At 61.9% G+C, this 21,177-nt stretch carries 17 protein-coding genes and 1 pseudogene; 15 read left to right on the forward strand and 3 right to left on the reverse strand.

The window, feature by feature from the left end:
* Positions 1-76: 76 nt before the first annotated feature.
* From NJT13_RS22370 to NJT13_RS22380, 3 genes are all read left to right on the forward strand, one after another.
* Positions 77-2,191, forward strand: a complete 2,115-nt coding sequence (locus NJT13_RS22370; RefSeq protein ID WP_254525736.1) for a hydantoinase/oxoprolinase family protein — start codon at positions 77-79, stop codon at positions 2,189-2,191.
* 2 nt (positions 2,192-2,193) lie between these two features.
* Positions 2,194-4,413, forward strand: a complete 2,220-nt coding sequence (locus NJT13_RS22375; RefSeq protein ID WP_254525737.1) for a hydantoinase B/oxoprolinase family protein — start codon at positions 2,194-2,196, stop codon at positions 4,411-4,413.
* Positions 4,414-4,556: 143 nt separating this feature from the next.
* Complete coding sequence (locus tag NJT13_RS22380) at positions 4,557-6,248, forward strand: acetate--CoA ligase (RefSeq protein WP_254525738.1); 1,692 nt, start codon at positions 4,557-4,559, stop codon at positions 6,246-6,248.
* 10 nt (positions 6,249-6,258) lie between these two features.
* Here NJT13_RS22380 and NJT13_RS22385 read toward each other — a convergent pair whose 3' ends face one another.
* Positions 6,259-7,332 carry a 2,3-butanediol dehydrogenase gene (locus NJT13_RS22385; RefSeq protein ID WP_254525739.1) on the reverse strand — a complete coding sequence of 358 codons (1,074 nt, stop codon included), beginning with the start codon at positions 7,330-7,332 and terminating at the stop codon, positions 6,259-6,261.
* A 145-nt stretch (positions 7,333-7,477) separates the two neighbouring features.
* On the opposite strand from NJT13_RS22385, the gene NJT13_RS22390 reads away from it, so the two are divergent.
* From NJT13_RS22390 to NJT13_RS22425, 8 genes are all read left to right on the forward strand, one after another.
* A complete protein-coding gene (locus tag NJT13_RS22390) occupies positions 7,478-8,710 on the forward strand; it encodes an acyl-CoA dehydrogenase family protein (RefSeq protein WP_254525740.1) in 1,233 nt (410 codons plus the stop codon).
* 61 nt (positions 8,711-8,771) lie between these two features.
* Positions 8,772-10,073: an ABC transporter substrate-binding protein gene (locus NJT13_RS22395; protein WP_254525741.1), complete on the forward strand. Its 1,302-nt coding sequence runs from the start codon at positions 8,772-8,774 to the stop codon at positions 10,071-10,073.
* A gap of 15 nt (positions 10,074-10,088) precedes the next feature.
* A complete protein-coding gene (locus tag NJT13_RS22400; protein ID WP_340681205.1) occupies positions 10,089-10,958 on the forward strand; it encodes a branched-chain amino acid ABC transporter permease in 870 nt (289 codons plus the stop codon).
* Positions 10,959-10,961: 3 nt separating this feature from the next.
* A complete protein-coding gene (locus NJT13_RS22405; protein ID WP_254525742.1) occupies positions 10,962-11,972 on the forward strand; it encodes a branched-chain amino acid ABC transporter permease in 1,011 nt (336 codons plus the stop codon).
* A complete protein-coding gene (locus NJT13_RS22410; RefSeq protein WP_254525743.1) occupies positions 11,969-12,715 on the forward strand; it encodes an ABC transporter ATP-binding protein in 747 nt (248 codons plus the stop codon). The genes NJT13_RS22405 and NJT13_RS22410 overlap by 4 nt, the downstream gene beginning before the upstream one ends.
* The gene (locus NJT13_RS22415) at positions 12,716-13,432 is read left to right on the forward strand and encodes an ABC transporter ATP-binding protein (RefSeq protein ID WP_254525744.1); all 717 of its coding nucleotides are present in this window, start codon (positions 12,716-12,718) and stop codon (positions 13,430-13,432) included.
* Between the two features lie 57 nt (positions 13,433-13,489).
* The gene (locus NJT13_RS22420; protein ID WP_256549456.1) at positions 13,490-14,200 is read left to right on the forward strand and encodes a 3-hydroxyacyl-CoA dehydrogenase family protein; all 711 of its coding nucleotides are present in this window, start codon (positions 13,490-13,492) and stop codon (positions 14,198-14,200) included.
* A gap of 93 nt (positions 14,201-14,293) precedes the next feature.
* Entirely contained in the window at positions 14,294-15,169 is an 876-nt protein-coding gene (locus NJT13_RS22425) for a 3-hydroxyacyl-CoA dehydrogenase family protein (protein ID WP_254525745.1), read from the forward strand.
* Between the two features lie 380 nt (positions 15,170-15,549).
* On the opposite strand, the gene NJT13_RS22430 is transcribed toward NJT13_RS22425, so the two are convergent.
* Positions 15,550-15,795 carry a DUF7979 domain-containing protein gene (locus NJT13_RS22430; protein WP_254525746.1) on the reverse strand — a complete coding sequence of 82 codons (246 nt, stop codon included), beginning with the start codon at positions 15,793-15,795 and terminating at the stop codon, positions 15,550-15,552.
* 93 nt (positions 15,796-15,888) lie between these two features.
* Positions 15,889-16,689, reverse strand: a complete 801-nt coding sequence (locus tag NJT13_RS22435) for an enoyl-CoA hydratase/isomerase family protein (protein WP_254525747.1) — start codon at positions 16,687-16,689, stop codon at positions 15,889-15,891.
* 339 nt (positions 16,690-17,028) lie between these two features.
* Here NJT13_RS22435 and NJT13_RS22440 point away from each other — a divergent pair, with 339 nt between their 5' ends.
* The 4 genes and pseudogenes from NJT13_RS22440 to NJT13_RS22455 all read left to right on the forward strand — a co-directional run bounded on the left by NJT13_RS22440 (position 17,029) and on the right by NJT13_RS22455 (position 21,025).
* On the forward strand, positions 17,029-18,027 hold the full coding sequence (locus NJT13_RS22440) for a TIGR04024 family LLM class F420-dependent oxidoreductase (protein WP_254525748.1): 999 nt from the start codon (positions 17,029-17,031) through the stop codon (positions 18,025-18,027).
* A gap of 163 nt (positions 18,028-18,190) precedes the next feature.
* Entirely contained in the window at positions 18,191-19,180 is a 990-nt protein-coding gene (locus NJT13_RS22445; protein ID WP_254525749.1) for an MBL fold metallo-hydrolase, read from the forward strand.
* A 278-nt stretch (positions 19,181-19,458) separates the two neighbouring features.
* Positions 19,459-20,118, forward strand: a pseudogene (locus tag NJT13_RS22450) (AMP-binding protein); the annotation flags it as partial.
* 106 nt (positions 20,119-20,224) lie between these two features.
* The gene (locus tag NJT13_RS22455; RefSeq protein WP_254525750.1) at positions 20,225-21,025 is read left to right on the forward strand and encodes an AMP-binding enzyme; all 801 of its coding nucleotides are present in this window, start codon (positions 20,225-20,227) and stop codon (positions 21,023-21,025) included.
* Positions 21,026-21,177: the final 152 nt, after the last annotated feature.

Raw genomic sequence — 21,177 nt, forward strand, 5'->3', positions numbered from 1 at the left:
GTTTTGGGACGAGAGAGCGAAACCCGATCACCCTTCCCATAGATTTAATGCCACTATCGGTATATGGTGCCGTGTCATGTCTTACCAAATAGGTTGTGACGTCGGCGGGACGTTCACGGATGTCGTCGTCGCCGACGATCGGGGTAACGTGTGGAACGATAAGGCAGATACGACGCCGGGCGACCTGAGCGAAGGCGTCGAACGGGCGATCGAGAACGTGTCCGGGAAGGTCGGCGTCCCCGCGACCGAGTTGCTGGAGCGGACGGATCGATTCGTCAACGGGACGACGGTCGTCACGAACAACGTTGTGGAACTCGACGGAGCGAAAACGGGACTGCTCGTCACGAAGGGAACGAAGGATACGCTCCGAATCGCTCGCTCGCCGCGCACGTCGGAGCTGGATCACACGAAACAATCGAACGTCCCGGATATCGTCCCCCGGGACTGCATCAGGGAGATCCCGGAACGGATCGACTACAACGGTGACGAAGTCGTCGAACTGGACGAGCAAGCGGTCAAGACGACCGTTGACGAACTGGTCGAAGAGGAGAACGTCGAGGCGATTGCGGTCTGTTATCTCTGGAGTTTCCGGAATCCAGACCACGAGGACCGAACGCGGGAGATCGTCAAAGAGGCGTATCCGGACCTGTATGTCACGACCTCCAACGAGGTGTACCCGGTGATCCGGGAGTTCGAACGGATGGTAACGACACTGCTCAACTCGTACTCGGCGCCGGACGTATCAACGTATATCGACCGTTTGCAAGAGCGGTTATCGGGCAAGGGACTCGACCGCGACGCCATTACGTTCATGCAATCCGCCGGCGGCGGAACGACGCCGGAACGAGCGAAGGCGGAGCCGGTCCGACTGATCGACTCCGGTCCCGTCGGCGGCGTAATCGGGGTCCAGTCGCTCGGTCGGCAGCTCGGTGCCGACAACCTCATTTGTGCGGACATGGGCGGGACGAGTTTCGAGTGTTCGATCATCGAGGACAGTGAGGTGAACGTCACCGAACGGACGGAAATACGGGAATTTCTGACGGGACTGACGAAAATCGAAACGAACACCATCGGCGCCGGGGGCGGTTCGATAACGTGGATCGACAACCGGGGAATCCCGCAGGTCGGTCCCGAGAGCGCCGGCGCGGACCCGGGGCCGGTCTGTTACGGCCGGGGCGGAACCGATCCGACGCTGACCGACGCAGCGGTCGCTCTTGACCTCCTCGATCCGAACGCATTCCTCGGCGGTCGGCGAAGCCTGGAGGAAGGGGAGGCGAGGACGGAACTCGAGCGCACCGTCGCCGATCCACTCGGAACGACCGTCGAAGAGGCGGCGGCCGCGGTGTACGACCTGGCGGTCACGTCGATGAGCAACGCGATCAGGAACGTCACGGTCGAGGAGGGCCGTGATCCGGACGGTTTCACCCTCGTCGCGTACGGCGGGGCGCTTCCGATGTACGCGGCGGACATCTGCGATACGCTCGACATCGATCGCGTCGTCGTCCCGAACACGGCACCCGTGTTCTCCGCGTACGGGTTGCTCCAGGCGGACGACGTCCGGACGTATACGGAGACCCTTTCGTGGAACCCCGGTGATCCGGTCGACAAAATCAATGAGGCCCTCGAGGATCTGGAGTCACGAATCCGGACGGAGATGGAAACGGCGGGGTTCGACGACGAAGACGTGACTATCCAGCGCGAAGGAATGTTCAAATTCAAGGGCCAACTTTTCGACTACAGCGTCGACCTTCCGGCGGACACCATCTCCCGCGACGATATCGAACGGATTCAGGAGGAGTTTCCGGAGCGGTACGAGTCGGAGTACGGCCCGGGCACCGCGTGGGTCGAGTCACCGGTCATCATGCGTGCCGTGCGGGTCACTGGCACTGCGACGACGGAGAAACCGCCTCTGAAGGAGTTCGCCGACCAAGACGGCGACGCCGAACCAACGTCGACTCGCGAAGTCTACTTGCCGTCCCAGCGGATCCACGCGGAGGTCGCCATCTACGATCAGGACGCGGTGACCGTCGGTACCCGCGTCGACGGTCCGGCGGTCGTTGAAGAAGGGATCACGACGGTGTTCGTTCCGGACGATTTCAGCATGACCGTGGACGAATACGGCAACTACGTCCTCACGAAGGCGGACACCGAGACCGAACGGCGCGCGGAAACGACTCGAGCGGAGGACTAACGATGAGCGAACCATCTGAACCACAGACGGAGACGGACGCGAGCGGAATCGAATCAGACTACGACCCGGTCACGGCCGAAGTCATCCGACGACGGCTGTACAACATCGCTGAGGAGATGGGGACGGCGATGATCCGCACCTCTGGGAACCCAATCATTTCGGAGGCGGTCGACTTCTCGACGTTCATCGCCGATGCGAACGGCGAGATTGCCTCTTGGTCGCCGTACCTTCCGATCCACTCGGCCCCGGCGCGGGAGGCCGTCGATCACATCCAGAACACGTTCTCGGAGGGTGATATCCGACCGGGCGATCAGTTCATTTGTAACGATCCCTTCAAGACGAAGGTGTGTCACCAGCCGGACGTCGGCGTCGTCAAGCCGATCTTCCACGACGACGAACTCGTCGCGTGGTGCTGGGCTGAAGCGCACATGCTGGACGTTGGCGGGATGGCCCCCGGTGGATTCGCGCCCCACGCCGACGAATCCTACGCGGAAGCGCTCGTCTGGCCGGGGGTCAAGATCGTCGAGGAGGGGGAGATCAACGACACCGTCAAGCGTCTCATCGAGTCGAACGTCCGCATTCCGACGCGGGTGTTCAACGACCTCCGCGCCCTCGTCGCCGCGAACAACCGTTGTGACCGTCGTCTCCAGGACACGATCGAGGAGTTCGGACAGGACGCGTACGAGAAGTACGTCGAGGTGAACAAGGACCTCACTGAGGCGGCGTTCAAAGAGCGAATCGAACAGCTCCCCGATGGGACGTACGCGACGACCGAAACCGTCGAACACGACGGTCACGAGAACGCACTGTACACGGTCGCGGCGGAGATGACGATTGACGGGAGCGAACTCACGATGGACTTCACGGGGTCGTCGCCCCAGGCTCCGGGGTTCATCAACGCGAGCCTCGGCACGACCTATGGGTTCGTGATGAACCCCGCGATCATGCTGCTCGGCCCGGACATTCCGATCAACGAGGGGATGTACCGGGCGATCGATATCGTCGCACCGGACGGTACGATCGTAAACCCCGAGATGCCGGCACCGATGTCCTCGGGTCACATGGAAACCGGTATGGCAATCTCGGACTCGACGATGGTCCTATTCAACCGCGCGATGGGACAGTCGAGAGACGAGTTCGTCCGCGAGCACGTGATGGGATCGTTCCAGAACGTGTTCGCGGTCTCGACCTTCTACGGGGAGAACCAGCACGGCGAACCCGACGTCTTCATGGACATGAACGGCGGCGGTGCGGGGGCCGGCGCGTGTACGATGCAGGACGGACTCGACGCCGCGTCACCAATCTCATCGCTCAACCCCGGACTGCCGGACCTCGAGATCAACGAGGACGAACACCCCATGCTGTATCTCTGGCGTCGCATCAATGCCGATTCGGGCGGTCCCGGCGAGCACAGGGGCGGACAGGGAGTCGAGTTCGCCTGGACGCTCCACGACGTCGGGGGCGGAAGCGAGTCGGTCACCTCAGCCAGCACCCAGGTACCGACGGAGGGCGCACACGGCGGGTATCCCGGTAGTACGACGATCTTCGAACTCGTGCGCGAGACCGACGTGACGGCGATCCTCGAGGGCGGCGACGTTCCCGAATCGGTCGACGACCTCTCGGGATCGTCCGAACAGCTGCCCGCAAAGGAGCCCGACATTCCGATCGATTCGGACGTGGTGTTCGTCAACCGGCTCGGCGGCGGTAGCGGCGTCGGCGATCCGCTCTTGCGCGATCCGGAGGCGGTCCGATCGGATCTAGAAGACGGTTACATCACGCGGGAGATGGCCGAGGGGACGTACGGCGTCGTCGTCGCCGACGGATCGATCGACGAGGGGGCGACCGAGCAGCGCCGCGAGGAACTCCGTGCCGAGCGTACCGAATGGTCTAGCGAGAGTCGTCTCGAGAAGCCTGTAGAAACGGTGACCTGCGCGAAGCCGTTCCACAGATACGTCGCGGTCGTCACCGCGGACGGCGACGAGTACCTCCGGTGTACAGAGTGTGACTCGGTCTTCGCACCGTACTCCGGTGCAGACGACACCGAGTGGCTCGACTACACCGCGACGAACGAATCGCCCGTCCACGAGCGATTCGAGGACCTCTCGCTGTTGATCCAGGAGCGCCATCGGGAGCCGGACGTCCTCCTCCGCGAACACGCCTGTCCCGACTGCGGGACGATGTTCCAGACTGCCGTCGAGACGGATGACGATAGTAGCAGCTGAAACGTTTCACACACTGATCGCGACGCAGTCGTGCGATCAGGTGTGCAACGGCTTTCAGTTGCCACTGTAACACGGGATCCGCGCCCGTCGCCCATGCCGTTTTCGACGGAAGCTATAAGTGAGACTGTGCCAACTGCTATCACATGGCTGACAATGTGCCGTCGGTCGGCGAGCTGACCCCGTATCACTTCTACGACCATGAGTGGGAGAGCTACGAGGCGCTCCGTGACGAGTTCGAGTGGGAGATCCCCGACCGGATGAACATCGCCAGGTACGTCTGCGACCGGCACGCGTCGGACGGGGACGCCGTCGGCATGCGCTACGAGGACAGTCGCGGTCGAGAGGGAGCGTTCACGTTCGCCGAGATGAAAGCGACGACCGACCGACTCGCGAACTACCTGGCCGACGTCGGACTCACGCGCGGCGATCGAGCCGCGATCTGCGTCCCCCAGAAACCAGAGACGGTCCTCTCGCACATCGCAATCTGGAAGACGGGCAGCGTGTCCGTTCCCCTCTCGACGTTGTTCGGGCCCGATGCGCTTCGCTACCGCCTCGAGAACAGCGACGCGGACATCGCGATCGTCGACGAGACAAACCTCGAGAACCTGCGGGCGATCAAGGACGAACTCGACGGTCTCGGGGAGGTACTCGTCGTCGGCGACGCCGACCTCGAGGCGGACGAGACCGACTTCTGGACGGCGGTCAGAGCCAGCCCCGAGGGCTTCGAACCGGTCGAGACGGCGGCTGCGGACACCGCCGTGATCGTCTACACGAGTGGGACGACTGGTGATCCGAAGGGGGTCGTTCACACTCACAGCATGTTGCTCGGACAACTTCCCGGGTTTGTCTGTATCTTCTGCAACGCGGCCCTCGAGGCAGACGACATCTTCTGGGTCGTCGCGGATTGGGCGTGGAAGGGATCCCTGTTCGACTTCGTGTTCCCGGCGCTGTTCTATGGGAAACCGGTGCTCGCCTACGAAGGGTACGGCTCGTTCGATCCGGAAACAGCGTTCGAACTCGTCGAGAGTTACAGTCTGACGAGTCTGTACATCCCGCCGACAGCGCTCCGGGGGATGATGAACGAGGTCGACAATCCGAACAGCCGGTACGATACCCGCTCGGTCCGCGTACTGGGCAGCGGCGGCGAAGCGCTGGGAAAGACGCTTCCACGCTGGGTCGAGGATGTTTTCGACGCCACGGTACACGAGGGATACGGCCAGACGGAGGCATCGCCGCTGACCGGGAACTGCGTCAAGTACTTCCGTTACGAGCGCAACATCGGCAAGCCGGTCCCCGGCGTCGAACTCGATATCGTCGACCCCGATGATCAGACGCCGGTCTCACCGGGCGAGACCGGCGAGATCGCTGTGAAGGCTGATCACCCCAATATGTTCAAAGAATACTGGAAGAAACCGGAGGAGACCGATGTTAAGTTCCATAGCGGCTGGATGCTCACAGAGGATCTGGCGGTCGAGACTGAGGACGGCTTCCTCGACTTCGTCGGTCGGAAAGATGACGTCATCATCTCCTCAGGCTACCGTATCGGACCGGAGGAGGTCGAGGACGCCGTCGCGAACCACGAAGCAGTTGCCGACGCTGGCGTGATCGGCGTTCCTGATGAGAAACGGGGGAGCGCCGTCAAGGCATACGTCACCCTCACTGACGGCTTCGGCCCGTCGGCCGACCTCCGGGAATCGATCCAGTTATTCGTCAAGGAGCGGCTAGCGAAGTACGAGTACCCGCGGGAGATCGAGTTCATCGACGAACTCCCGAAGTCGACCACGGGGAAGATCCGCCGGGCGTCGCTTCAGGAGATGGAAGCGGACCGACGGTGACCCCTCGGGGTTACGGCTCGACGAGGATCTTGACGTGTTCACTGTCCGGCTTGAGGAGGCGCTCGAACCCCTTCGGAACGATTTCCTCGAGTTCGATCCGGCCGGTGACCATCGGCTCGGCCTCGATCCGCCCGTCGTCGAGCAGTTCGATCGCTGTCTCGAATTCGCCGGTTCGCGACCGGGCCCCGCCCCGGTAGCCGTACGATCCCGTGACCGTTCGTTCCGCCATCATGACGTAGTTCAGGTTCAGCGATACTGCCTCCTCGTAAACGCTCACGACGACGACATCCCCCGTCTTCCGCGTGCTCCTGATCGCTTCCGTAACCGTCGCTTCGACGCCCGCGACCTCGAACGCGACATCGGTCCCACCGTCCGTCGCCGCCGAGATGCGTCGAACCGGATCCGTGTCCGCCGGGTCGATCACCTCCGTCGCACCCAGCCTCGCGGCGAGTTCGCGCCGCTCCGTCCGCGGCTCGCTGATGTACACGCGCTTGGCGCCGGCGGCGATCGCCACCTGCAGCACGCCTAGCCCGATCGGCCCAGCGCCGAAGATTGAGACGGTGTCCCCCACCTCGAGGTCGGATCGGCGGACCGCGTGCAGGGCAACGCTCAGTGGTTCGACCAGCGCGCCGTACTCCGTCAGGAACCCCTTGGGGAGACGGACGGCGTTCTCCGCCGGAACGACAAGATTGTCTGCGAACCCGCCGCCGTGGCCGTGGATGCCGACGTTCACGAGCGAGTCACAGAGATAATACCGCCCCGCTATACACATCGGACAGTCGCCACAGCCGATGATCGGGTTCACGACGACCGGATCGCCCTCCGCGAGCGACTCCACGTCCCGTCCCGTCTCCGTGACGTGGCCGGTCACCTCGTGGCCGAGCGGCAACGGGAGCGACTCCCCAGTCCCCGGATGCGGCTCGTCGGACGGGATCGCAATCGGTCCCTGCGCATACTCGTGCAAGTCGGAGCCACAGATCCCGCAGGCGTCGACCCGGACGCGCACCGCGGTCGGCTCGAGCGGTTGTTCGTCGATCTCCTCGACGCGAAGGTCCTCCCGCCCATGGTAGACGGCTGCTCTCATACGGCCGACTAGACGGCCCTCGGTAGTATATAGCTACTGCCGAGCATGAACATCCGTCGTGGGTCCGACGTCGCAATACTGTCGGTTCACGACCGTGGTAGTCACAAACATATATGTGGGTGGTCCCAGAGGGTTGGAGTATCGTATGGAGTTCAACGACTCTGAGCGAGCGACCGAAGTCGCCCGACGCATCCGCAAGTTCGTCGACGAAGTCGTACTGCCCGTCGAACGGGACCAGCCCGGGGGCCAGCCGGTATCCGAGGAACTGATCGACGAGTTGCGGGCGGAAGCGCGAGCCCACGACGTGTTTGCGCCCCAGGTCTCCGAGGAGTATGGCGGACTCGGCCTCGACTTCCGCGACGCCCTGCCGGCCTACGAGGAGGGCGGGCGGAGTTTCCTCGCGATGCCGGCCATCCGGACGGACCCGCCGGACGAGGGGAACATCCACCTGCTAGAGCTGCTGGGGACAGACGACCAGAAGGAGAAGTGGTTACAGCCGCTCGTCGACGGGGACCTCACGTCGGCCTTCGCCATGACCGAGCCGATGCAGGGCGGCGGGGCCGATCCGACGATGATCAAGGCCAGCGCCGAGAAGGACGGCGACGAGTGGGTCCTCAACGGCCACAAGTGGTGGATCACGAACGGCAGCGACGCCGACTTCCTTCTAGTGATGGCACGGACGGACCCCGACGTCCATCCCTACGAGGGGTGCTCGATGCTTCTCGTCCCGGCGGACACGCCCGGGATCGACGTCGTCCGGGACATCCCTCATATGGGTGAGGATATGCTCTCACGGGTTCACACCGAACTGATCTTCAACGACGTTCGGATCCCCGAGGAGAACGTGCTCGGGGAGATCGACGCGGGGTTCCAACACGCCCAACAGCGGATGGTACCCGCACGGCTCGCCCGGTCGATGCAGTTCTCGGGAATGGCCGAGCGGGCGCTCGACATCGCGAAGGCGTTCATGAGCGAACGGGAGGTGTTCGGGGGAACCGTCGCCGAAAAGCAGGGCCCCCGATTCGGTATCGCCGAGGCGGAGACCAAACTCCACGCGGCGAAGGCGACCACACGTCAGGCGGCGAGCGTCTACGCGGAAGGGAGCCAGGCCCGGACCGAGGCGGCAGTCGCAAAGTATTACACTACGAACGTTGCCCAGGAGGTCATCGACACGGCGTTGCAGTTCTGCGGGTCGAACGGGATTGGGCAGGACCTCCCGCTCGCGGAGTTCTACCAGGACGTCCGCATCATCCGGATCGCCGACGGGCCGGACGAGGTTCAGAAACGGGTCATCGCCCGAGATGCGTTTGAAGACGTCGACGAGCGCGAGGTTGAACACCTCTCGCGCTACATGGATCCACGCACGCGCCGTAACTGAGGCGACTCGCGTTTCCTGAAAGAAGGGAAAAGTATAAGATTGTGACTATAACACATGAGATATGGTCTACCATGGCATAGAAGAGAGTGCAGGGTCCGAATTAACTGGTGGAAGCGGAGTCAATAGGCGAACGTTTCTGACGGCGGCCAGTACAGGAACGGTCGCGACGGTCGCGGGCTGTCTCGGTGGCAGTGGAAGTGACGGGCTGAAAGTGGGACTGCTGACGCCACAGGCGACCGACGTCGGGGTAGGCGCGGAGCGGATGGCCGAACTCTACGTTGAACAACTCAACGCGGACGGTGGGATCATGGACGAGGAGATCGAACTGCTCGTGGCCGACACCGAACTGTCGCCGTCAACGGCCAACTCCGCCGTCCAGAACTTCCTGCAGGAAGGGGTCAACATGATTGCGGGCACATTCGCGAGCGAGACGGCCCTTGGGGTTATGGAACGGATCGGCCAATCCGACGCAATGTTTTTCACCGGGGGACCGGCGTCCACAAAGATCGTCCAAGATTTTCCCGGGGAAGACTATGAGCAGTACAAGAACGTCTTCCAGATGTGTACGAACTCGATCGATCAGGCCGAGGGCTACGCCGATTACGCTGCGTTCCTAAGCGATACCCATGGATGGAACGAGTTCTCGGTAATGGTCGAGGACGCGGCCTGGACTGAAGACATCACCGATAATACCGCCGCCCGAATGGAGGAGGAATACGGACTGACCGTCAACTCGAACTCCCGCGTCGCTCGCGATACGAGCGACTGGTCACCACTGCTTGATAATGTCGAATCGGAGGGATCCGAGGTATTACTGAAGGCCCTCGCGCAGGTACCAGGAACCGGAATGCTGTCGGACTGGGCGGAAAACGAGTATCCGTTTGCCCAGGAGGGAACGAACGTCTCCTCGATGTCCTCGCGCTACTGGGAGTCGACAAACGGGAACTGCCTTTACGAGACGACCGGCGGCTGTACGACCGGCGGCTCGGCGATCATCAACGAACGCACCGAAGAGGCCGTGTCGATGTATCAGGACGAGTACGACGACCACCCGCAGCTCCCGATGTACGTGGGACTCGAGTTTATCGACTCACTGCGCGCGTACAAACTCGCCGCAGAGGAGGTCGGGTCGCTGGACGACACCGATGCCATCTCCGAGGAAGTCGCGGCGATGGACGAGCCCGGGGCCGGCGGACGGATTCGATTCTACGATCAGGACAGTGACTTCCCGAACTCGCGGAACAAGGAGTATCGGGTCTTCCTTCCACAGTGGCAGCCAGGTGAGGGTGGCGGCGGCGAGAAAGTCCCAGTCTGGCCGGACCAGATCGCGGACGGCGAGCACATGATCCCGGACTGGTTGTAAGAATCGAGCCCCATCATGGCAGAAATAATCTCAATACTTATCGTCGGTGCACTAATAAGCGCGGTGTACGCGCTCATCGCGATTGGCTTCTCGCTGATCTTCGGCGTTGGTAGCGTATTGAACTTGGCACACGGCGCGCTCTTGATGGTCGGGGCCTACGTCTTCCTCTATACGTCAGAGGACGTCACTCCGGTCGGGGGATTGCTCCTCGCGATCCTCGCTACGGCCCTCGTCTCGTACCTGATCTACCGGGGTGCGGTTCGCTACATCGAGCACAACATGGTCACGACGTTCCTCGTGACGCTGACGATCGCGTTGATCCTTGAGGAACTCGCCATCATCCAGTTCTCGAGCGAGCCAGCGTCTCTCGAGCCGATCGTCTCCGGAGCGACCGTCGTCCTTGGGAACCGGGTCACGTACAATCAAATCTTCGGGTTCGTCGTCTCGTGGGCCTCGCTCGGCGCAGTGTGGTACTACGTGACGAGGACCCAGCGAGGACGGGCGACGCTCGCGCTCGCTATGTCCGAGAAAGGAGCCAAGTATACTGGTGTGAACATCGGCCGCGTACGGGCGGAGACGTGGTTGCTCGCGGGCGGACTTGCCGGGCTCGGTGGCGTCTTCCTCGGTGCCACCATTGAGACGAGTCCGACGATGTGGCTAGACCCGTTGGTCATCGCCTTTATCATCGTCGTCGTCGGAGGTCTAGGAAGCATTAAGGGATCGATCGTCGGTGCCTATCTCATCGGGTACCTGGAAACAATCGCCGTCGAACTCGGCGGTCCGCAGTTCCGAAGTATTACCGCACTGATCGTGCTGGTTGTCATCATGCTCTATCGTCCACAAGGACTGTTCGGTCGCGAACTGATCGAGGAATCGGGTGAGTGAACAATGGGAACCGAAACGCAGGACACGGCGGACGGGTTCGGACGGACCTACACCGACTGGCTGGACTGGCTGGGGGTCAACTCGCTTCAGGTGCTCGGAATCGGCGCGTCGCTGCTGGTGCTGGCGGCCGTCCCCTTCTGGGCCGGCCCGTACACGTACAGTCTCGCGCTGGCGTGCATCTGGGCGATCTTCGCGATGGGATGGGACATCCTCTCAGGATACACCCGGTACATCAGCTTCGGTCACACGCTGCTCTCCGGCGTCGCCGCTTACACCACGGCGTTGCTGGTCACGTACGTGGATCCAGAGCTATCGATCGCGATTTCGCTCCCGCTCTCGGTCGCCGCCGCGCTCTTGGCGGGCTACCTGTTCGCGTTCCCCTCGCTTCGGCTGAGCGGCCCGTACTTCTCGCTGATCACCCTCGTCGGGGTCCTGATCGCTACGCGGGCGATCTTCATTTTCAGCGGGCACACCGGTGGCGAACTCGGGCTGAATATCGGCGCGATCACGTACGATTCGACCGAGATTTACTACTACACGTTCGTCCCGATGGTGCTGATCGCTGCGGGGCTCGTGGCCGTCAGCCGCTCCAACATCGGGGGCGTGTTCAGGGCGATCGGGCAGAACGAAACGGCCGTCGAGACCGCCGGGCTCGACACGACGAAGTTCAAGCTCTGGGCGTTCACCTACAGCGCGATCCCGATGGGGATCGGCGGTGCGCTGATCGCCCACTTCTACGGCACCGTCGATCCGGGGACGGTGCTCGAAGTCGGACTCAACATCGAGATCATCGCAATGGCCGTTATTGGCGGTATGGGAACCGTCCTTGGCCCGGTCGGCGGGGCGTTCCTCTTCGTCCTGCTCCGCGACGAAATCCTGCTCGGTCCCCTCGGATCACACGTCCGGTACATCGTCCTCTGGGCAATCATGCTGGTCATCTTCATGAAGTTCCCTGACGGACTCTTCAAGAAGGTCTGGGACCTGCTCGGCAGGTTCGGGGGTGGTGACTCGTGAGCACGACCGCCAGCCCGCTCAGGGTCGAGGATCTCACGAAGAAGTTCGGCGGCCTCGTGGCCGTCGACTCGCTGTCGTTCGAGGTCCAAGAAAACGAGATGCTCGGGTTCATCGGTCCCAACGGGGCGGGCAAGACCACCGTTTTCAACTGCATCATGGGCGAATACGCGGTCACGAACGGGTCCGTCTACTTCCACGACGAGGACATCACGGGCCGGAAGACACACGAGATCGTCAACGGTGGGCTCGCGCGGGTCTCCCAGGAATCGAACCCTATCGACTCCATGACGGCCAAGGAGAACATCCACATCTTCACGCTCCCGAACAGCGGACTGGCGTTCAGGGGCGGCGCGTCGGACGCGGAGATCCGGGAGATCGCCGCCCGTGTCGGCCTCCAAGACGAACTCGAAACGTATCCGACGTCGATGCCCCACGCCGACCGGAGGCGCCTTGAAATTGCGAAGGCGATCGCAACCGAGCCGGACGTATTGCTCTTGGATGAACCGTTCGCAGGGCTAAACCATGAGGAGGTCATGTCACTATCGGATCAGATACGGTCGCTCCGAGACGAGGGAACGACCATCGTCGTCGTCGACCACAACATGAAGGGACTGATGACGCTCGTCGATAGGGTCATTGTACTGAACGAGGGCGCTCTCCTCGCCAAGGGAACGCCCGAAAAGATTGCAAATGATGAACGAGTCCAGAACGCGTATCTTGCCGGCCAAACGGAGGCGATCTGAATGTCCAGACACGCATTCTTCGAGGTTAAGAACCTCGACGTCTACTACGATCGGGTACAGGCCCTCGACGGAGTCTCCATTTCTGTCGACAGGGGAGAGATCGTCAGTATAATCGGACCCAACGGCGCAGGCAAAACGACAATGCTCAACGCAATCAGCGGCGACCTTGAGTACGCCGGAGACATAATTTTCGAGGAGACCGACCTCTCGACACTGAATGAAAAAGATATCGTTGAGCAAGGTGTGATCCACTGCACGGAGGATCGCGACTTGTTCCCCTTCTTTACTGTCCACGAGAATCTGCTCATGGGCGCGCACCTCCTGGACGACACAAAGACCCAGGAACAGCTCGGGTTCGTCTACGATCTTTTCCCGCGATTGGATGAGCGGCGGGATCAGGAGGCTCACACCATGAGTGGCGGCGAACAACAGATGCTCGCGATCGGCCGCGCACTGATGAGCGATCCGGAACTCCTGATGCTGGACGAGCCCACCCAAGGGCTCGCACCGATCATCATCGAAGACATCAGCGAGGCAATGATGGAACTGCGCGAGCAGGGGCTCTCGATCCTGCTAGCCGAGCAGAATTCCTCATTCGCACTGCGACACGCCGAACGACTCTATCTGCTCGAGACGGGGACGATCGAACTCACTGGATCCAACGAGGAGTTCAAAGACAATGAGTACGTCCGCGACGCCTACATCGGGGTGACGTGATCGCCGCGCGCGGCGACGACCACACCGACCCGGGTCCGGAACGTTATTTCCGGATTCATCGTCAATCACGTTCTCGTCCCGATTCTCAACGAGGTCGCGTGTATCCGTCGATGCCGCGACGCCACCGTGACCGAAGTCGACAGCGCCGCCAAATACGGCTTCGACCTCCCGATCGGCTGTTTCGAACTCTGCGATCAGATCGGAGTCGACATCAAGATCGACGTCCTCGAGTACATGCACGAGACGCTCGGCGAGGGATACGCCCCGTGTTCGGTACTCGAACGAAAGGTCAACGAAGAGCAATTTGGGAAGAAAACCAAACAGGGGTTCTGCGGCTGGGAAAACAGTGGTGCGGACGTCCCAAGCGACATGGGACGCGAGAAGCTCGAGTCTCGGCTGGTCGCTGTCGCGATCAACGAAGCGGCAAAGCCCGTCGGGAACGAGGTTACCGATTCCGACGTGATCGACGAGGGATTTCGACTCGGGGCCGGCCTTCCGGATGGACCGACGCGCATGGCCGCCGGTTTTGGATACACTCGCCTTCGGGATGTCCTGATCGCACTGCACGACGAGGCGGGTGCGGCTCGGTACACTCCCGCAGACTACCTGGAAATGTGGCAGCTCCGGACGGATCAGAGTCGGACGACGGGAGCGAGGAGATCAATTAAAGCTGAGCGCCACGCCTCAGCCAAAGCCGCGATTCCCGGCGCTAACGTTCGGGCTCGAGTCGCGCGGTCAGAATCGAACCAGCGTTCCCAATGTTGGTGATCCGATGCCGAGGTAGCGGATTCGGAGAAGGGAGCCGCCGTACAGTAGTTATATTACGGTAGCTCAAAATAATAGTGGTGGGTTTGACATAGCATGAAGATTGCAGTCCTGGGAGCGGGCTCTATGGGCAACGGTATCGCTCACGTCAGCGCTCTCGGCAGACACTCTGTTATCGTTCGCGACGTCGAACAGGCACTCGTCAGAGATGGCCTCGAGCAGATCGGGGCGAACCTCGAGGAAGGGATCGAGCGAGAGAAGATCACACCGGCCGAGAAGGAAGACGCCGTCGAACGAATCACCGGAACGGTCTCGCTCGAGGCCGCCGTCGAGGAGGCCGACCTCGTCATCGAGGCGGTGCCCGAACGGCTCGATGTTAAACAGAACGTCTTCGAGGAGGTCGAGGAGTTCGCGCCCGACGACGCCGTCGTGGCGACGAACACCTCGTCGCTGTCGGTCACGGAGATCGCGAGCGTTCTCAATGAACCGTCTCGCTGCATCGGGCTTCACTTCTTCAACCCGGCTCACATCATGCCGCTGGTGGAGATCGTCGTCGCGGAGCAGACGAGCGCGGACACGAAGGAGTTCGCCGACCACTACGTCGAGAGCATCGAGAAGACGCCGACGACCGTCAACGACGTTCCCGGGTTCGCGTCGTCTCGACTCGGCGCGATGTTCAGCCTCGAGGCGATCCGGATGGCTCAGGAGGGCGTAGCGAGTATCGAGGACATCGACGAAACGATGCGACTGGGATACAACCTCCCGATGGGGCCGATCGAACTCGTCGATCACACCGGCGTCGACGTCAACGTCGAAGTGATGGAGTATCTCCGAGAAGAGTTGGGCGAACGGTTCAAGCCACCCCAACTGCTGAAACGCAAACTCCGCGCCGGCAAACTCGGTCGAAAGACAGGAGAGGGGTTCTATGTCTGGGAGGACGGCGATATCGTGGGCGTGAGCGGCGAGGAGTAGTTCGACCGATCGGCGGCCGCCTTTCGTCTTCGGTTTCGATAGACTCCGGGTTCCCAGTCGACTGGCAGAATAGCGAGACGACCCGATCACGGTCGCTGTCCGCAGACCGCCGAAGGTGGATGATGTCTTAGTATTTTTCGCGCTCGGCGATCGCCGGCCGAGTTGAGTGAAGGCGTTTGAGATTCACCGCTCGCCTACGGTTAATAACGAGCTTAGGATGTTATAGACCCCTTGACGAAAGAGAGAGTAGTATGCAAAATCAAATCGGAGAGATGTGTGGTACAAAATAATATAGAAGACAGTGCTGACTCCGTGGCAACAGGAGTACCGAAGAACGAAGCTATCGATAGAGTCGTTCGAGACCGAGATCCGAGGAATCGTCAGCGAGGAGTCGATGCTGATAACGGTTCTTCGCGAACCGTGATCCGGTAGTAATCAGTGAACTTGACGAGATCGTACGGTTCGAGCGCAGCGACGACCTGTTGGGAACCGGCCAGTTCTGAAGTATCGGTCCGGATCAGACGTGGCAGATACTCTTTCACATTTTCGGGGAGTTCGTCGTAATGGTAAACCCTCACGTCCGACGGAACATGCTCTATCTGCGAAATTACGACATTTCCTGTCATGACATTCTGTGTCACAGTGTGTGCTCCGTCCGTTTGTATATTCCTTCAGCGGAAAACTACGTTCGAGACCGAAATCGGTCGATCGAATCTGTCTCAGTGTCCCTCAAATTCCGGTTCGCGCTTCTCTACGAACGCCGCGACGCCTTCGGCGTGATCGTCGGTCTCTGCTCCCTTGGCGATCGCATCGGTCTCCGCGGCGAGTTGCTCCTCGAGGGATCGATCGAAGCTCCGGGTGAGGAGCTGTTTCGCGGCGCCGTACGCTCGCGTGGGACCGGACGCCAGTTCGTCGGCCAGTTCGTCGAGCCGTTCGTCTAATTCCTCGTCGGGAACTGCTTCGGTCGCTAGTCCCCATTCGACAGCCTCGTCCGGCGAGATCGGTCTGTCGAGCAGGGCGATATCCTTTGCCGTCCGAAGACCGACGAGCCGCGGGAGGTGGAATGTCGCACCGCCGTCACCCGGAAGTCCGAGGCGCGGGTAGCCGTATTCGAAGCGAGCATCCTCACTGACAAGAACGAGGTCTCCCAGAAGCGCGATTCCAAGTCCGGCACCGGTCGCGACGCCGTTGACGCCGGTGATCAGCGGCACGTCCGCCTGATGAAACTGGACGATCGCGTCGTGGAGGATCGATGCCCCACGTCGGACCGAATCGGGACCATGACCGTCTTCGGCGAAGCTCTCGACGTCGGCACCGGCGCAAAACACGCCGTCGGAGCCCGTCATGACGGCACATCGCACACCGTCGTCGACGTCGAGGAACGCCGCTAATTCGAGTAGTTTGTCGCCCATCGTGTCGTTGAGCGAATTAAATTTCGTCGTGCTGTCGATCGTGATCGAGAGGGCATCGTCGTCTCTTTCGAGGACGAAGTTTTCACACTCCGGTAGTGATCGTGCCATGCTATCATTCATACAATCGACCGTTATAATTCTCCTGTCCAGTCCGACCGTTCGAACCGACCGGTTCGGCGATGCCATCGTCGCCGACGTGTCCGTGATGGATATTGTGAACGCCGCTGGTGCGATCCGTTCCGCTGTGAGAACCGACGTCTCGCCGTCTGAGAAGGGAATCGCGGTGGGAAGCTGCCGGCGCCGGATCGGCTCGAGTACTCGCCCGGCGAGGGTTCGCCGACAGTCCGCAGTCACCCGCCGTGGATCGGTAGAGCCGATCGAGGAGTCGAAATCGTCGCTCGGTCGGGGATGTACATTTAAGACGACGGGAGCCAACGTGTGAGTCGTATGACGAACCGAGACCTTTTTCTCCCGGTCGGTGCACAGCCCACCCTCGACGGCCTCGTCGATCAGGCAGTGACCGCGGAGGAGTTGGGATACGATCGCGCCTGGTTTCCCGAATCGTGGGGCCGAGACGTCGTGACGCCGATCGCAACGGCCGCCGAACGGACCGACGATATCGGTCTCGGAACCAGCATCGCCAACGTTTACTCCCGATCGCCGGCCCTGCTGGGTCAGACGGCCGCGACGCTCCAGGAAGCCAGCGACGGCCGGTTCCGCCTGGGCGTCGGTCCCAGCGGCCCGATCGTCGTCGAAAACTGGCACGGGATGGAGTTCGGAAACCCGCTCCGTCGCACTCGAGAGACGGTGGAGATCGTCAAGGAAGTCCTCTCAGGCGACCCGGTTGACTACGACGGCGAGTACTTCACCCTCGACGGCTTCCGACTCCGCTGTGAGGCGCCCAATCCCGAACCGCCGATCGACGCCGCCGGTCTCGGGCCGAAGGCCGTCGAACTCGCCGGCCGCTTCGCCGACGGCTGGCACGCCGTCAACTACACTCGGGAGGGAGTCGCGGAACGGCTCGAGGATCTTCGCCGAGGGGCCGAAATGGGCGATAAAGACCCCGACGACAGCCGCGTCACCCTCTCCGTGAGCTGCTGTGCCCTTGAGGACGGCGAGCGCGCTCGCGAACTCGTCGCTCAACACATCGCGTTCTACCTCGGCGGAATGGGAACGTTCTACCGCGACAACCTCGCGCGACAGGGACGCGAGGAACTCGCCCACGAGATCTACGACGCCTGGCAACGGGAGGACCGCGAGCACGCCACGGAGCTGGTACGGTCGGAGCTCCGCGATCAGATGGGCGCCGCCGGGACGCCCGAGGAGGCACGGGAGCAGCTAGAACAATTCGAGAATATCGACGGCGTTGATGCGATCTATATCTCGTTCCCGCGGGGGGCGGACCCCGAGGAGATACGCGAGACCATGGTAGCGATGGCGCCGTAGTTCGATCGACCAATCTCGATGAGGTGGGGATTCGGCCTTCGGCCGACCGCTACGTGCGCCACGATAGGATGACAGGCCTCCGCTCGCCGCGCGACGGCGCCGGTAGGGGACGGCTTTGCCGCTAATCGAAACTTATCGATCGTGGTTCACCACAGCTATCGCTATGAGCGAGTCAGATCGGACGGCCGTCGGCGATCGCGATGCGATCGTCCACCGACTGGAGTTCTCCGTCGAGTGGCCGCCGGGTCACGCGGCGGCGTACGTGATACCGGGTGACGAGCCGATTCTCATCGACGCGGGGACGCCTGGTGAGCGCGGCTCCGAGGAATTATACGCGGAACTGGGCGATCAGGGGTATGATCCGTCGGACATCGAACACGTAGTGCTCACGCACGGCCACACGGATCACATCGGTCAGACGCCGACGTTACTTGAGGCCGGGTCGCCGACCGTCTACGCGCCGAAACAATTACGAGATCGATTCGGACGAGACATGGAAACGGTCGCCGAGAGAACGCAAGCGAATCTGCTCGAAGCCGGCCTCGAACCCGAGTACCTCGATTCTGCCAGCGACCGCTTGCTGTCTGCTCACCGCACGGTGCGCGAGTCGCTTCCCGCAGACGCGGTCGATGTCTGGATCGATGACGATCCGTTTACCGTCGGGACGCACGAGATCGAACCGGTCTATTCACCCGGCCACCATATCAGCCACTACTGTTTTGGGACGACTCTCGATGGTGAGCGCGTGGTGTTTTCCGGCGACATGGCGATCGAACCGTTCCGCGCGCCGGCGCTACTCGTCAACTTCGACGACGGTGTCGAAGACAGCGTGCGAACGTTCTGTACGACGCTAGAGCACCTCAAGACGTATCAATTCGAGCGTGTCTTCCCGGGTCACGGGCCGATACACGAGCGGTATGAGGAGTGTCTCGACAGATCGATCGCGGATCTAGAGTCCAAACTCGAGCGGAGTCTCGATCGGATCGAATCGGGCCGAACGACGGCCTTTCAGATCGCGGCGGAGAGAGCGGGCACGAAACGCGGCATCAGTCGTATCCTCGCGGAGACCGTCGGACTCGTCGAGTATCTCGAGGATCGAGGGGACGTCGGGAGCGTTCTCGAGGACGGCGTTCGGTTCTACGAGAGTAAGTGAGCGGTGTGCGATGACTTCGAGCGTGAACTACCTCGGGACTTGACCCCGAGGCACCCGGCCTGCTCCGCCTGCAGAGCGAGTCCCCTCGTCCGGTCCAATTTGTAGAACGCTTGGTACCGAGCATAGCCGTTCGACAGACGGTAGTATTAATACGAGCGCCGTGATCCCCATGCCACATGGTGTCATGGATTGACCAGTATCACTTCTACGAACGAGAGTGGGACAACTACGAGCAGCTTCGCGAGTCCTTCGAGTGGGAAATCCCCGAGAAGCTCAACATGGCGGAGTACGTCTGCGACCGGTGGACTCGAGAGCGTGGTCGCGTCGCGTTCTTCGCCGAGGACGAGTCGGGCGACCGCCGAACGGTCACGTTTCGGGACGTCCAGCACGGCGCGAATCGCCTCGCGAACTATCTCTCGGCGGAAGGCGTCGCCGCGGGCGATCGGATCGGTATCTGTCTCGGTCAGCGACCGGAAGCAGCCGTCGCTCATATCGCGGCGTGGAAGCTCGGCACCGTCTCAGTGCCGCTCAGCACGCAGTTCGGAGACGACGCCCTCGGGTACCGACTCGACGACTGCCGCGCGACGGCCTGTATCGTCGGCGACTCGAGCGCGGAGACGCTCCGATCGATCCGCGACGACCTCGACGCACTGGAGACCGTGGTGACCGTCGATACCGAACCGACAGAAACGGAGACGTCGTGGGACGCACTCGAGACGCGGGCGTCACGACAATTCGACAAGACGGCGACGAACGCCGACGACGATGCGATTATCATCTATACGAGCGGGACCACCGGCGACCCGAAGGGGGTACTGCACGCCCATCGGTTGCTCCTCGGTCACCTGCCGACGTTCGCCGAGGCCTTCATCGACAGGGGGACGACGGACGGGACCGTCTTCTGGACGCCCGTCGAGTGGTCGTGGATCGGCTCGCTGTTCACGCTCGTGATGCCGGCGCTGTACTACGGACGGCCCGTGGTCGCCCACGACGCCGACCGGTTCGAACGCCGAATCGGCGTTCGAACTCCTCGAGCGGTACGAGGTGACGGACTTCGGGGCGCCGCCGACGGCCCTGCGGATGATGATGCAACTCGACGCTCCGGCGGACCGGTACGATCTGGGGTCCGTCCGCCGCGTCGGTGCGGTCGGCGAAAGCGTCGTCGACTGGGTGGCAGATACGTTCGACGGGGCGCCAGTCGAAGAACTCTACGGGCAGACCGAAGCGAATCTCGTCATCGGCGACTGTAGCTCGCTGAAGCGACCTCGTCCGGGGAAGATGGGGCTCGCTGCGCCGGGTCACGAGGTAGCGATCGTCGATCCGGAGACGGCCGAGCAGATAGACGAACCCGGCGAGATCGGCGAGATCGCGGTCCGGTACGAGGACGACCCGATCTGCTTCGAGGAGTATTGGAAGAAACCGAACCTGACCGATCAGAAGGTCCGGAACGGCTGGCTGCTGACCGAAGACCTCGGCTCGGTCGACGAAGACGGGTTCTTCTCGTTCGAGGGCCGCAAAGACGACGTGATCATCACGTCAGGATACCGCGTGAGCCCCGAGGAAATCGAGGAGACGATGGCGAGCCACGCGGCCGTCGCCAACGTCGCAGTTGTCGGTATCCCCGACGATGAACGAGGAACGGTCCCGAAAGCGTTCGTCGTCACCGCGGACGACGGGCAACCGACGACCGAACTGAGGGAGACGCTCGAGACGCGAGTCAAGGAGCGACTGGCACCCTACGAATACCCGCGGGAGATCGAGTTCATCGACGAACTCCCCAAGACATCCACCGGGAAGATCCGCCGAAAATCCCTCCGCGAGCGCGAGAGCGTCGCGAACTCTTGAGAGCGTGTCGACGCACGCGGACAGTCTCAAGCGACTCTCGTTCGATCGCGTTCGACGATATCACCTCGAAGTAACACGCGAGCGAAACGAGTATAAACGCTCGGCAGCGCAATCTCTCGAGCGGTACGTTCAGAGCCGTTGCGAGCGAGCAG

The sequence above is a fragment of the Natrinema caseinilyticum genome (assembly GCF_024227435.1).
Lineage (GTDB): Archaea > Halobacteriota > Halobacteria > Halobacteriales > Natrialbaceae > Natrinema > Natrinema caseinilyticum.

What these genes read in the sequence shown, in the direction of transcription:
- NJT13_RS22370 (WP_254525736.1), top strand. Translation starts at nt 77, where the DNA reads ATGTCTTACCAAATAGGTTGTGACGTCGGCGGGACGTTCACGGATGTC.
- NJT13_RS22375 (WP_254525737.1), top strand. Translation starts at nt 2,194, where the DNA reads ATGAGCGAACCATCTGAACCACAGACGGAGACGGACGCGAGCGGAATC.
- NJT13_RS22380 (WP_254525738.1), top strand. Translation starts at nt 4,557, where the DNA reads ATGGCTGACAATGTGCCGTCGGTCGGCGAGCTGACCCCGTATCACTTC.
- NJT13_RS22385 (WP_254525739.1), bottom strand. Translation starts at nt 7,332, where the DNA reads ATGAGAGCAGCCGTCTACCATGGGCGGGAGGACCTTCGCGTCGAGGAG.
- NJT13_RS22390 (WP_254525740.1), top strand. Translation starts at nt 7,478, where the DNA reads ATGGAGTTCAACGACTCTGAGCGAGCGACCGAAGTCGCCCGACGCATC.
- NJT13_RS22395 (WP_254525741.1), top strand. Translation starts at nt 8,772, where the DNA reads ATGGTCTACCATGGCATAGAAGAGAGTGCAGGGTCCGAATTAACTGGT.
- NJT13_RS22400 (WP_340681205.1), top strand. Translation starts at nt 10,089, where the DNA reads ATGGCAGAAATAATCTCAATACTTATCGTCGGTGCACTAATAAGCGCG.
- NJT13_RS22405 (WP_254525742.1), top strand. Translation starts at nt 10,962, where the DNA reads ATGGGAACCGAAACGCAGGACACGGCGGACGGGTTCGGACGGACCTAC.
- NJT13_RS22415 (WP_254525744.1), top strand. Translation starts at nt 12,716, where the DNA reads ATGTCCAGACACGCATTCTTCGAGGTTAAGAACCTCGACGTCTACTAC.
- NJT13_RS22425 (WP_254525745.1), top strand. Translation starts at nt 14,294, where the DNA reads ATGAAGATTGCAGTCCTGGGAGCGGGCTCTATGGGCAACGGTATCGCT.
- NJT13_RS22430 (WP_254525746.1), bottom strand. Translation starts at nt 15,795, where the DNA reads ATGACAGGAAATGTCGTAATTTCGCAGATAGAGCATGTTCCGTCGGAC.
- NJT13_RS22435 (WP_254525747.1), bottom strand. Translation starts at nt 16,689, where the DNA reads ATGGCACGATCACTACCGGAGTGTGAAAACTTCGTCCTCGAAAGAGAC.
- NJT13_RS22440 (WP_254525748.1), top strand. Translation starts at nt 17,029, where the DNA reads ATGACGAACCGAGACCTTTTTCTCCCGGTCGGTGCACAGCCCACCCTC.
- NJT13_RS22445 (WP_254525749.1), top strand. Translation starts at nt 18,191, where the DNA reads ATGAGCGAGTCAGATCGGACGGCCGTCGGCGATCGCGATGCGATCGTC.